Raw genomic sequence first — 14,142 nt, 5'->3', positions numbered from 1 at the left:
AATCAAAAATATTTCTACTCCATTAAAATAACCTTAACAGGAACATTAAGACACGCTTAATTACGCATTAATACTACATTTTAACGTTGATTTCTTTTCCATCAAATACAATAAGGTGGTCAGCTTTGTCTGATGAAGATTCAATACTTTTTCCGGTTGGCAAAAGTATAATTCTAAAAGTCCGTTTAGATAACATACCCGGAAATTCGCCTTGTCGTGCACCTATGGTAAGAGTCTGGTTTGTATCATCCCACTTCATTCTGATTGTGGAATAAATGCCTTTCTCATAATTGTAATTATTGTTTTCGTCCTCGTATAACACAAATTCGGTATCAGCACCCGGATAAATGAAAATATTGAGATCATCCCATTTCTTTTCCTCTGCATATTGCACTTTAGGTCCCCATGGAAGTATCGAACCTGCTTTGATGTATAGAGGAATAATGTCGATAGGAGCGGCTTTGCTTATCTCCTGTCCTCCTTTGATCTTCTCTCCTGTCCAGAAGTCATACCAGTCGGCACCTTTCGGCAGATATACTTTTTGTGTTTTTGCCGCGCTGAAGTCGGCGACCGCCCTGCCGTCTCGTGTACGGTTTACATACATGGAGTCGGTTACAGGCGTTACAAGGATAGATTTCCCGAACATAAACTGGTTATCGATGTCATATACCTTCGGGTCCTTTGCAAAATCCATCATCAAAGCACGCATCATCGAACCGGAATTATTCGTAATGTCATGTCCTATCGAATACATATATGGCATCAGGCTATAACGCATATTGATATATTTTTCCTGTACATCAAAGGCCCAGTCCCCTTTTTTCCCGAACTGATAGATTTCCCTCGGAGTATTTGTCCCATGCGAACGCATCATCGGCGTAAATGTCCCGAATTGCAGCCAGCGTACATACAGTTCGTGAAAAGCGATATCTTTAATTCCTTCGGGATATGCCCTGCCTGCCCAGAAACCGCCTATATCGGTGTTCCAGTATGGAATGCCACAAAGAGAAAAATTTAATCCGGCCGGAATCTGTTTACGCAGGGTACTCCATCTGGAATCGATATCTCCCGACCAGGAATTTGCGCCGTAACGTTGCTGTCCGGCGAAAGCCGAGCGGGTGAAAATATATACACGCTTATCCGACGTTACTTTTCGCTGATTATCGTAAACGCCTCCGACAGAAATAATCGGGAAGGCATTGGATAGATTTCTGTAAGCTCCCAGATAAGTAGTTCCGTCGAGAGTTTTCTCGTTAATATTATCTTCCGGCTCTGTCGCATCGAGCCACCACGCGTCCATGCCTAACGAAAAGAGATTCTTGTTCATATAATCCCAGTATATTTTCCGGGCTTCGGGGTTGAATGCATCATAAACTCTTACCCCATTCTTGTGAGGGTAAGTATCGAAGTTCAATAATAGTTTCCTCTTCTTTAAATCTTTGTGGATATTGGTATTCGGACCGAAAGACGGCCATACCGATATAGCCACATGTGCATTCAGACCATGTATATCCTCCACCATCTGTTTTGGATTTGGGAAGGCCGGATTTCCGAATTCGACAGCGTTCCAATACGTATTATCGGTACTCCAGTATTGCCAGTCCTGTATGATGCCGTCTAGAGGAACTCCAAGTTCACGGTATTTCCTGACAATGCCTACCAGTTCATCCTGAGAGGTGTAACGTTCGCGGCTTTGCCAGAATCCATACGTCCAAAGCGGAAACATAGGTGCTTGTCCTGTAAGGTCGCGTATCCCGGCGATAGTGCCATCCGCATCTTTCCCATATATAAAATAATAATCGATACACTTGCCTGAGACCGATGTAAATGACATCCCATCGAAGGAGTCTTTATATTCGGTTTCTGAATAATTATCCCAGAATACAGCATATCCTTTTACCGAATGGATAATAGGAACAGCAATCTCCGTATTCATCTGACGCAGGCGCACACTTTTCCCCCGCTGATTCATATACCCTTGTTGGTGTTGTCCCAGTCCGTATACGGCCTCCTGCTTGTCCAGCAGGAAGGTTTGTTGAATCTCATAGGTTTTTCCGCTTTTGTATTGTTTCTCCGTAAAGCGAGAAGAAGAACTCTTTTCAGCGATGAACGGACGGGTATTCAACCCGTTGAATTGTACATCCCCTGTTGTCAGGTTGAGGGTGACCATTACTTCAGAAGATGAAAGGGTAATTACATTGTTAAACCTGTTTATTTTAAAATCTGTCTTTTCCGGTATCTTTACCACTGAAAGACTTTTTTTATTAATCTTTTCGGTTTTAGGATATTTCAAAATCCTGACGATCTCAGGACTATAGAATTGTAACTCAATCGTAGTCTGGCCGACTTCAGCTTTTACGCCTTGAGATGTTTGCTGATAGCTTTGTGCGCTCAATCGCGTACACAAAGCCACCAACATAAGAATTATTATAAATTTCTTCATGTTCTGTTGTTATTCTGTTCCTAGATTTCCAACTATATAGGTATTCTTTGCATTATTGTTTATGCGGACTTTCCCCTTAATGGTATTTTCGCTGACAATGGCGCGCTGTACGTCTTTACTGATAGTAATCTGCGGACTATCGTGCATAAAGTCGCATCCACGTACTACGATAGAGCCACCGTTTACCTGTATTGCACTTCTGTTTTCCTTGTTTCTGTCCCATTGTACGAAAATACAATCTGAGAAACCGACAGTTCCTTCACCGTTAATTTTGGCAATCTGATTACAAGGGCCCCAGAACGCACTGTTTACAAAACGTACATTGCCATGGTTCGCATTGGTTACTTCCACCATTGTAGGGTCATCGCCATTCAGGGCAACAAATTCTCCGTTGGTGATAAGTATTCCGTAAGCAGCGCTTTGTTCTACTTTTACCGATGTGTGGCAGGCATCGGCTCCTATTCCCAGGAAGTTCCCGTTACATGAACCTGTACTGCCCTGGCTAGCCCCGAATTTATATCCTACATTGTATCCGAAACAGAAAGTATTTATCACATAATGCCAGTCGGTGCGCTCGAAAATGAAGGCTTCACCATGCTCCCTTTGCCAGTTGTAAAGAGTCGGTTTCATGCTCCACCATGGATTCCAGTGTACATTTTCAATACGGCCTATGTCATAGATGGCATCTACATATATGCCTCTGCGGAGCGGCTGCCCGCTGATATTGCGGATAAGGGCACGTTCGTTATGCGATGCGTCGATAGCATTATAAGGATTGAGCATTTCCACATCGAGAAGAGCCGGATTTTTACCTTTCATGGCTACTCCCCACGGATAAGCATCAGGTATTTTGTCCGGGTCTTGCGACGGCCAGTACATGACTATCCCGCGAAGCGTACTGTTTGTATTGATTGTTATAGCAGGAATACCGTCGAGGTCTTTCCCTTTATTTCCTGTGATGAGTAGTGTGGTGCCGTCATCGCCCGGTTTGGGTAGTCCGGCGTTGCGGATACCATTATGCGATGGTACCGATTCTATCGAACCCTTTAAGGTAACGGCTTGCGGAATATTCAGCGATCCGGCGATCAGATATGTGCCATTCGGCAAATAAACTGTCCCACCTCTTTTACCGAAAGAGTTCATCGCTTTTTGGATAGCGTCCGTGTCATCTGTGACTCCATCCGCTTTTGCTCCGAAATCCTTAGCAGATACAACGTCAACAGACTCAGGATAGGGTTTGATATCCGCATCCTGTTGCTTTTTACTTAATCCTTGTGCCGACATGCTTGTTATACCAAGGATGAAGAGTAGTGTAAATATTATTTTTTTCATAACAAATAGAATTTATAGAACTTTATTTTTTGTATTATATATCTTCCTTCCTTTATTAATACCATTCTCATTAAATGAGTCTATGGAGAAATAATACTCCGAATCGCGGTTGAAGAAACGTCCCTCAAAGAAATTATCGGAATATATCATTGCCGCATTTTTTAACTGGCCCTTTTTTACACCCCATCGAAGGATGTAACCGTTTGTACCAGAGGTTTTATCCCAACTTAGCCTTATTATTCTCCTATCTCCGGCATCTCTTTCAATGCAGATATCGGGAATCTTCTCCGGTAGCTTTCCCTGTCCGTCTCCGAATATCCTGAGATCGTATAATGAGAAATTGCCGGGTACATCTTTTGTGTTTTTTATACGGATATATCTTGTATCCTGTGGGCTATCGAGGACAATAAGTTCATGTGCCATATCCTTATTGTTGGAAGTTTTGTCAACGATTGTTTCCCAGTCGGCGCCGTCGGTTGAACACTCTATAATGTACTGATAGGGGTATATTTCGGGAGCTTTCATCGTGAAGTTATGATCTGCAAAGTTTATCTGAATTGCATTTACGGTCATTGGTTTTCCCAAATCGGTTTGTAACCATTCGCCCGGTTTGCCCGAAGCGGCAGCCCACCATGTTTCTACTTTCTCATCATTGGCTTTTGCCGGCTCGTATCCTGTCAGGGAAGAAGATGCTGTAATTGTTTTACCGTAGGATAATATATTCCATGACAGAGAGCAGTCGTTTTTCTCCAGATCTATTTTTTTGTCGGGAATGTAGAAAGGGTAGTCGGAGAGCACAGTATGCGAATGCAACTCATCATCAGATGACATATAAGCGGGGAATAATCCTATTCTTCGTTCAAACATATGTCTTACTGAGATAGTCATGGTAGCTACATGCCAGTAATTTCCGTATTTGTCCCTGAATGTATGTCCGTGTCCTGCACCGCCGATAAATCCTCCGGGTTTGAAGGAGAACGGGCTGCTTTCTACATAAGTGTACGGACCCAGAGGATTATCGGATATGTATAACCCATCGCCATAAATGCGGTATTGAGTCCCCGGTGCAGCATATTGCAGATAGTATTTACCTTTGTATTTGATGATACAAGGGCCTTCGTTCCATCCGGTGCGGGTTTCTTCATTATTTACTCCCGGTACTTCCCATCCGTATTTATCTCCGTTATGCCTGATAAGTACAACGGCTTCGCCTATTTCTTTAAATCCATTGTCAGGGTCAACCCGGACACCCATTATAGGATCTACATCGGAGCATCCCCAGTAAAGATAAACCTTTCCGTCATCGTCCTTGTAAAAAGCAGGATCGGTCATTCCATGACTGAACCGGCTGCCTGCATCTACCCAGTTGTCTTCATCGGGATTGGTTGTCCTGAATACTGTAGGTGCACCTGACCCCAGATAATACAGCGCATCATTGTGTACAAGAATGGTAGGCGCGTAGCCCTCAATAGTTTTGATGGATTTACACGGAATGTAAGTCCATTCGCTCAAGTCAGGGGAACTCCAGTATCCCCCCGACTTAGATGCAAATAAGTAGTACTTTCCCTTAAAGTATTCTATCACAGGATCGGCAGCTTCCCTCCGTGCTGGATCATCGAACTGGAATCGATAATTCAGACTGAGAGGGTTCGCTATAATCTGCCTGTTCTTGCCGTTAGTCTGACTTTTAGAAAAAGGACTGTAGAGAATAAATAAACCTAAAAAAAATAATATATACGGATGTATTTTATACATGCTTTTATAGTTTAATCATAATTTCTCGGCTGAAGGCGGAACGTCTTTTGCTCCCCAGTTCCTGTTTGGTTTATTGCCCATAACCAGTATAAGTTTACCTCCGTTTTCTATATCAGAATGGCTGAACCATGCTTTATCCCAGTTTTTTCCGTTTAATGTTGCCGACTGGATATATTTATTATCACCAGAATAGTTCAGAGCCTCTATTTCGAATACTTTACCATTACTCATTGTCATTTTAGTATTTGCAAAAAACGGACTTCCTATATTATACACAGGCATTCCCGGGGTTACGGGATAGAAGCCCATCATAGAGAATACTACAAAAGCTGAAGTACCGCCGCCATCTTCGTCACCGGGCAGACCCATAAGGTCGTTACGGAACCATTGGTTTATCAGGGTGTGAATGCGTTTTTGCGTTTTCCACGGCTGCCCGGCATAGTTGTACAGGTAGGGAATATGCAGGCTCGGTTCGTTTGCCATCGAGAATTGTCCCACATTGCCTGTATGATCGGGTAGCTGTCCGTAAAATTCAGGTTTACCTTTACCCAGCGGTTCTACGAAAGTATGATTCAGATTAGCGATAAATTGTTCGTTGCCGCCCATGAGGCTGATAAGGTCGGCAACATTGTGAGGTACATCCCAACGGTAGACCCAGCCATTATTTTCTCCATAATACTCACGTGCACCCATTCCTCCCGAATAGCGGTAATCGAATGGTTCGATGAATTTCCCGTTTTTATCTTTAGGATGGAAGAATCCTGTCTCAGCATTGTATACGTTTCTGTAATTATAAGAACATTTCAGGTAATAGTCAGCTTCTTCTGTTTTGCCTAGTGCCTTGGCTATTTGAGAAAGGCACCATTGGTCGTAAGACGTGCCAAGAGTGACGGCGATAGGCTGGCGCTTCTCGAACGAATTTACGTTCTCTACAGTTTCTTTCTCTCCCGGATACAAGGCCGGAATATAGCCATGTTCTTTATAGAATTCGTCGAGCCATCCGGCAGGTGCGCCTGACCACGGAATTAGTGTTTTTTCTTCTATACCCTTTTTGCAGGCGATATATGCTTTTTCAAGGTCGAAGCCTTTCAATCCTTTTATATAACCATCTATGACAGTGGCCACGGCATGGTTTGAATTCATTCGGCGCGAGTCTCCGGTGATTTCAGGGAATGTAGGCATCCAGTTGGTACCCATTTGCTCGGCCATGAGAAGGTATGAGTTGATAACGTCTATTTCTGTTTTTGCCTCAGTAAGTACGCGTAGCGGATGGGTTGCTCTATAAGTATCCCAAATCCAGTCGTCGGTATAGAACGGTTTGCCACCGTCTTCGTGTACTTTACCATCGAAGGCGCTGAAATAGTGCCCGTCTTCACTGATGCAAACCGGACGTTCATAACAACGATACAGAGATGTATAGAATACAGATTTCTCTGTATCGTCGTTTCCATTCACCTTAATTTTACCTAAAACCTCATTCCAAATCGCGCGTCCTTTATCGGCGAGTTGTTTTACGTTATAATCTTTTTGTTCCCTTTTCAGGTTGTTCTTTGCTTGTTCTTCGCTGATAAACGAAATACCATAGCGAAGGTTTATTGTTTGTGCTTTGTCTCCGTAATATAGTACAACAAAAGCATTGTCTCCCTCAGCCTGTCTTTGGCTTTCGTCGATGGCATTGTCTTTCCATGTGCCGGATTCTACAGGAGTTTGTTCTGTTTCCAGATATATATATACGTTGGTATTATTTTCCAGTTTTTGGTATCCGCTGACAGCATTGTCCTCTACTTTTATTGCTCCGTTTTTGGAATTCAATATAAGATAAGCCGGTGTTTCGGATTTTGAAAAGTCAATCTGGTAGATAGCCGATTGATGCGAAGGTGCATATTGGATATGCGTTTGCTGGTCGTCCAGGTCTACTTCGTAGTAGTATGGCATCAGCTTTTCCCTGTCGTAGCTATATGCAATGACAGGCTTTATATTTTCTTTAGCTCCCTGATATGGGCTTAAGTTGAAAGCCGAACGTCCTCTATGGCTGGTTACAATCAATGGCAGGCCTTTGACATTATCGCCTGTGAAATCGGCTCGTTCGGGATATACCCTAAGCATACTGTTTGGCAGATGAATGGTAGGGTAGGTAGGTACAAGCAGATGACTGATGTTGCCCATATAAGGATTTACATAGTCGACCGGCTGTTTATTTGCACTATCATTATTTATAGATGTACAAGCTGATAAAATAAGGATGCAAATGAAGAAAAATACATTACTGATTTTCATGATAAGTAATTTATTAAGTTGATATTTTTTACAAAAGCAAATAAAAAGGATACCAACTAACAGATAGATTAATTTTAGATTAAAAAAAGACTTAATTCGATCGATTTATTAGAAAATGAATAGAGAATTAAGCCTTTTTGATTATAATTTTTGTCTGCGAGTCTGTTTCACCTCTTGTATAGTCCCGTCAGAATTGTAATACAATTTATCTACGCACACCGAACGAAGAGTTCCCTCCCCGGAAACATCTGAGGTATGATAGAAAGCGTACCATTGACCTTTGAACTCAACGATAGAGCCGTGACTGGTGTCGCAAGTAGTCGGTTGCAGATAAATACCTTCATATTTCCATGGCCCCAGTGGTGAATTGCTTGTTGCATACCTCAAACGATTAGCCCCCGGATTATTGTCAGCATAAGACAAATAGTAGACACCATTTCTTTTGTGCACCCAAGCTGCTTCGTGAAAATCACTCATTCCCGTCATTGGCGTCATTGCTCCGTCTAACTTTGTCCAGTCATCTTTCTTTAATTTGCCACCATACATTTTGCCTCCGCCGCCATTGTAGATATATGGTTGTCCATCATCGTCAACAAATACGCATGGATCTATTTCGGCAGACATACCTTCTACATATCCCCGTACACGGAATTCCTTATCGGGATATTTGCTGGTAGCTACACCGATACGCCAGGTACTATTCCAATTGGCTGCATTTGTAGGATGAGGGAAATAGAAGTAATACGTTTCATTGGCCGGATTGTATACACAATCGGGAGCCCACATAAAACCTTCACAGCCCCAACCGGCTTGTTTTCGTACAGTAGCTGCATTCATGATCTCGCCATGATCTGTCCAGTTGACCATATCTTCTGTCGAAAACACATGATAGCGATCCATGCGGTCACATCCCTGTGCAGGTTCCATGTCGTGCGATGCATATACATAAAGTACTTCTTTCCCATTGATGTTCCATACGCGAGCCGAAGCATCGGCTGTATACAGTGGACCTTTCAACCAGCTATTATACATTGGCGACTCAAAGTCTACAAACAGAGGATTGGTCATCGCTTTAGTGACAGGATAGGTGAAGGAATTGGAAAGTTCCTCTAAATCTCCTGTGCGTGTAAATACAAACTTATCCACATTGCCGGGGGTACTACCGAAGTATTTCAGTACATGTTTCCCCTTGGTCAACTGGATGTTTGTAGCTGTTGTTTTTTTAGTGAAGTCCGTCCATCCACCCTGAGGTATAGTTATGCTCCGGCTTGCTCCACGTCCATCCACTTCAAAATAGAAACTGCCATCCGAGCCATCTCCTTTTACACAATAGGTGTCGATAGAATAAGCACCGGCTTCGTCCACCTCAATAGTATAGCATATCCATTCACCGGGCTGTACTTCACCTATATAATATCCACCGGATGCACTGGCATCTCCACGTATATCAACTGCATGTCCGCTTCTATGACCGTCAGCAGTTTTAGAATCACTTTCGTAGTAAGCAACACCATTCACTCCTTCGTCGAAGTTTTCGGCCTCTACTGTTCCCGGCACACGATTAGGCCCTTTATAAGCCGTTCCTTTATAGGCATTAAGAAACGCCTCTGTGTCATAATCCAGATCATTATCATAGACATAAGGGCCATCCGGCTCGGAGGGTGTAGGAGGAGTAACTTCCGGAGGCGTTTCCTCCGGAAGTTTCTCAGGGGTCTCGTTACTATCACTGCATGACGCAAAGAGCAATGCAATGATCAGACTTCCTGTTTTAAACAGATTTATTGATAACTTCATAAGTTCTATTTTCTAGCAGGCCAGGTAGATTTCAAAGGGATTTCTCCGCGCAGCATCTTTTTACCTTCCGCAGTGAGCCACAGATAGTGGTCGGTAGGCAAATTGTCTTCGATACCCGTAAAGGTGACATTTAGTTCTGAGGCTTTTTTGCACCAATCATTTCCTGTCAGTCCCTCTACCATACTGGAAGTCATCCGATATCCACCATTCTGAAATACCACATAATAATCCTGGGCGGCTGTATTAACGGGAACTTTAGATTGATTGAGACATTTATAGATAGCTGTGCCTTCATCTATTTCATCAAACATAGCAATGTAGAGCATCTGGGCTCCCGACTTGATGCCATGATACATCTGATTCCAAAGGAATGTACCCCCCAGACGCGGCTGAACAGTATTGTTTGGATGCATATTGCGGTCGGCAGATCCGGGGAAACAAAGCGGAGCATAGCCTACATTGTTCTCTTTACACCATTTCACGTCTTGCTCTATTAAACTGTGGAAGTTCGGAAAGTTATTATTGTCATATCGTCCCACAAACCACGGCATGATCACTTTGGCAGCTTTGACCAGATCGTGCAATTTAGCATCAGGTAAAGCATCGTTCCGCCTTTCGCGCCAGTAAGTAGGAACACCCAGCATGATGTTGTAGCCCATTTCCTTTAATCCATTCATTAATTCTTCCACATCGGTAAGGCTGTAAGGGCGGCCGTCATTGAAACCGACACCCCACAAAGCAATCAATGGCTTCCCGTCTTCATAGAGATAGTATTTCTGTTTAGCATCTCTATTCAACAGTTGATATTTATCCATAATATCTCTGGCGTCGGCCAGAACAGCAGCGGTATTGTTATTCTTATTTGGCTCATATCCACCCAGGTCGTACATTACGCAAATGGCTCGCTGATAGGTATTAGACCCTTTCATAGCAGACTCCAGCACCTTGTCGAAATGAGCTTTCCCATCCGCATTGTTGATTACCTCACCCACAAAGCGCTGCATAAATACTCCATCGAGACCGTATTCCTTCATCCATTTGAAATGGAGCAATACGCTCGATTCATCATAAGCACTATATACGGTAGCCTTTTCTCCATCGGGATAGAAAAAATGTTCTGACCTACCGGGTGTTCCATCATCTCCGGGTGTATACTGAACTGTGTATTCGCTCATATCCGGCCAAAAATCAATAGAGTTTCGTAACACACCGGGCTTAAAACCTTCGTTCTCACGGTAGTGATACCACTCGGTATTTGCATGGTCGGCATGTAGGCATCCGTCTCCGGGAGCACCAAACCAACCCTGATAACCTGCCATCACCAATCCGCGGTATGTATCGAAAGGTTTACCGTCTTCATGTGGGGCAAATCCAAGATCATTATATACCTCTTCTACTGGTGGATTTGGTTTCGGATCCGGCTCTATTGCGGGCGGAATGTAGTCGTCATCTCCGCTGTTACAAGAGGTTGCTAATAATAACAGACCTCCCAATAGTATCTTGTTTAGTTTCATATATTTCATCTTTATTGTAAATATTAGTTTGTTATAAATTGTGGATAAATAGCTACAAACTGTTGATCTATAAGTGCTTTTTATTGTTTGTTTGGAGTCGGTCATTTACCCTGTTTAATAACGAACCATTGTAAAAAGTAAAAAAACGGGAGGGAGTCTGTTTTCTTTATGTCAGCCCTCCCGGTAACATTTTGAGAATAATTTAAATCACCTTATAGTACCTTTATTTACTCGGGATTTCAATCATTTTGATCTCTGTATAATTATATTTCTGTTGAGTATCATTTACTCTGGCACCCATGCGGGCGAAATAAATATAACCAGGTTTAACAGGTAGCCTAAAGCTATAAACCTGACTCTTTCCATCTTGTAGCTTAGGTATGTTGGCCCAGCTTGACATGATGCTTTTCCAATAAAGAGGATCACCATTAGCATCCTCCGGAGTGTTATAATAACTGATCGAATTGCCGGCACCACAGAATTGATTCAAGCTAAGAAACGGCCTGATATCCCTGATATTGGGTAGACCTGCTTTGATAGGGGCGTCGAAACGGCACGACATTGTTAGTGAATCGTTGACATACTCCATTTGGAAATCAAACATTGTCAGATAAGGGGTCACTTCAAAATTTTGTTCTAACTTCTTTCCAATACCTACCCGTATCGTATCGCAAGGCCACCAAGCTCCTTCGGGAACTACATCATAAGTACCTTTGAAGAGTTTCGTGTTATTGAAAGTTCCATCCTGCTTCACAGGGATATCCTGATTAGCGGGATTTAGACTGTAACTCTTTTCCCAGATGCGAACACGATTTTCACCCTGATCCGCAAGAATATTCTGGCCTGTAGTCGAATCTATAATACGTCCGGTGAAATGGGCATTGGGTTCATCAAAGTTGTCAACCTCCATACACGAAGTAGCTAACAGAGCTGAGACACCCACAAGCAGACTATATATTACTTTTTTCATATTCAAGTATTTTAGTTCATTTATTTCCATTAATAACCATCATTACGTACCAAATTCGGATTCTTCCCTATTTCTCCACCCGGTATTTGTTCATAATACCATCTTCTTTCGAATGTCACTGTACGGGCTATGGTCTCTACCTCGTTCAGGTATATCCATTTGTCTTCGTTCAGTACATAATAAGGGAGTAAGGTATGTCCGAATTTTCCGTTAAGGAAATCTACATCGGCCACTCTCCAACGACGTAGGTCGAAAAGGTGGTGGTTCTCAAAGCATAGTTCACGAGCGCGTTCGTCACGGATATATTTCAGGTTTTCGTCGATAGCGAATCCGTAGAGTGATGTACCTATATCTTCCGGATTGGCTACCATTTCGTGAGGATGAGCCCCGGCACGTAAACGGATCTGATTCACATATACGAATGCTTCTTTCTTCAGGTTGTTGTCATTTTTCAGCGTGCCCAACTCATAAGCGGCTTCTGCCCAATTGCAAAGCACTTCTCCATAGCGGAATACTTTCCAAGGTTGTTTACTGCCGAACAATACACGGCTGGCAGCAGCGGCCGAAGGGTCTGTATATTTACGAATAAACGCTCCCGAACGGGTATATCCTTCGTCTCCGAGGCCTTCGCCCAAGCCGTCCTGTCCGCTTACTCTTACTGTTTTACCTCCAATATTCCGACTTTCGCCTGCCCGCTGGGCCCTGATACGATATTTGTCTGTATAGTCATTGCGGCTTCCTCCAATTTCGGCAGTGCCGTCAGCGGCTGTTCCCGGATATTCTGTATAAACACCAGCCTGGATGTCGGTTTTTTTGCCGGAGCCTGGTTCAGTCATTCCGGTGAAGTAGAAATTGGCACGGCAGCGAGCTTCCATTTCTCCGTTATTCCAAAGCTCTTCGGGACTGTCGAAACGAACCGGTTTGCCATCTTCGTCGATGATGGCAGGCATTTCATACAATTTCATGAGTTCCCATGTCGGTTGCAAAGCAGCTCCTGCTGCTCCTCCGCCAATCATACTCAAAGGTAATACCATTCCGTCCCAGCAATGGAATAAACTAGTATCCCAAATGGCATCAGCCACAGCCGTATATTGTTTCACAAAAATGTCCTCGTCAGCTTTATTATCATTCAAGAAGACTTCTACATACGCTTTTTCTTTGGCAGCAGCATCGGCGGCGCCTGCTCCATGCAGAGTATAGCCACCTTGCTGAATAAACTTACAAGCATCGTATGCATATTGGAAAAATTCTTCTGCTTTATCTGCAGGAATACTCATCAGTCCACTGCTGACGGCGGGACCACTTACGTTGATGTAGCCGCCATATTTAGCAGCACATCCGGCATACAACATAGCACGGGACATCAGGGCTGCAGCAGCATAGCGATTGGCGCGACCTGGCTCATACTTGCTTCTATCTGCAGCATTTTCCATAGCAAACTTCAGATCTTCGTAGATGAACTTCCAGCATTCGTACTCTGTATTGCGTGGTTGTAGCAATGCGTCGCCTGCAGTCGGGTTCAGAACTTCTTTTACAATAGGTACTCCGCCATAGCGTTTCACCATTCCAAAATAATAAAACGCACGCAGGAAATGAGCTTCACCCAGGTAAGAATTATATTCTTCTTCGGTCGAATAACTATCTCTATAGTTAGGAAAAACCTGAATAAAATTATTGATATCACGGATACGGTCGTAAGGCCAATATCCCCAACCATCACCATAAGATGTACCGCGGCCTAAGGCTTCGAGAGCGGCTGAAGCCGGGCTGCCCTTCTGTGCTGTCCATTTATTGCCAGTATGCCAACCATCCTGATTGACGGTTGCATATCCCTTCCCGTTACCATCAGACCCTGTATGATTATAGTTAAAGTCTTCGATAGGAAGGTCCTGATAAGTGACAGCGAAATACTTTTTGATACCATTGTCGGAAGTCAACAGGACATTTTCTCCAATGATTCCTTTTGGTTCCAGATCCATGTCATAGCAGGAGCCCATGGTGAGTACCAACGCTGCTATACATATATATTTGAATGTTTTCATATTCTGCCCTTTCAT

The 14,142-nt window shown here is 43.3% G+C and carries 8 protein-coding genes; all 8 read right to left on the bottom strand.

All coding sequences use genetic code 11. The features are described from left to right. Positions 1-73: 73 nt before the first annotated feature. The 8 genes from QZL88_RS07690 to QZL88_RS07655 all read right to left on the bottom strand — a co-directional run bounded on the left by QZL88_RS07690 (position 74) and on the right by QZL88_RS07655 (position 14,127). A complete protein-coding gene (locus QZL88_RS07690) occupies positions 74-2,443 on the bottom strand; it encodes a TIM-barrel domain-containing protein (protein ID WP_296939827.1) in 2,370 nt (789 codons plus the stop codon). Between the two features lie 9 nt (positions 2,444-2,452). After that, the gene (locus tag QZL88_RS07685; protein WP_296939825.1) at positions 2,453-3,775 is read right to left on the bottom strand and encodes a glycosyl hydrolase family 28-related protein; all 1,323 of its coding nucleotides are present in this window, start codon (positions 3,773-3,775) and stop codon (positions 2,453-2,455) included. 12 nt (positions 3,776-3,787) lie between these two features. Continuing rightward, positions 3,788-5,530 carry a family 43 glycosylhydrolase gene (locus QZL88_RS07680; protein WP_296939822.1) on the bottom strand — a complete coding sequence of 581 codons (1,743 nt, stop codon included), beginning with the start codon at positions 5,528-5,530 and terminating at the stop codon, positions 3,788-3,790. Between the two features lie 15 nt (positions 5,531-5,545). Next, positions 5,546-7,807: a GH92 family glycosyl hydrolase gene (locus QZL88_RS07675; protein WP_296939820.1), complete on the bottom strand. Its 2,262-nt coding sequence runs from the start codon at positions 7,805-7,807 to the stop codon at positions 5,546-5,548. Between the two features lie 141 nt (positions 7,808-7,948). After that, positions 7,949-9,601: a family 43 glycosylhydrolase gene (locus tag QZL88_RS07670; RefSeq protein ID WP_296939818.1), complete on the bottom strand. Its 1,653-nt coding sequence runs from the start codon at positions 9,599-9,601 to the stop codon at positions 7,949-7,951. Between the two features lie 5 nt (positions 9,602-9,606). Beyond that, the gene (locus QZL88_RS07665; protein ID WP_296939816.1) at positions 9,607-11,115 is read right to left on the bottom strand and encodes a glycoside hydrolase family 71/99-like protein; all 1,509 of its coding nucleotides are present in this window, start codon (positions 11,113-11,115) and stop codon (positions 9,607-9,609) included. 223 nt (positions 11,116-11,338) lie between these two features. Next, positions 11,339-12,085 (bottom strand): DUF3823 domain-containing protein, encoded by a 747-nt coding sequence (locus tag QZL88_RS07660; protein ID WP_296939813.1) that lies wholly within the window; start codon positions 12,083-12,085, stop codon positions 11,339-11,341. Positions 12,086-12,114: 29 nt separating this feature from the next. Next, positions 12,115-14,127: a RagB/SusD family nutrient uptake outer membrane protein gene (locus QZL88_RS07655; RefSeq protein WP_296939811.1), complete on the bottom strand. Its 2,013-nt coding sequence runs from the start codon at positions 14,125-14,127 to the stop codon at positions 12,115-12,117. Positions 14,128-14,142 lie beyond the last annotated feature (15 nt).

It is taken from the genome of uncultured Dysgonomonas sp., from assembly GCF_900079725.1.
Taxonomy (GTDB): Bacteria; Bacteroidota; Bacteroidia; order Bacteroidales; family Dysgonomonadaceae; genus Dysgonomonas.
Note: the sequence above shows the minus strand (reverse complement) of the source record. Positions and strands in the feature narration are given on the sequence as shown.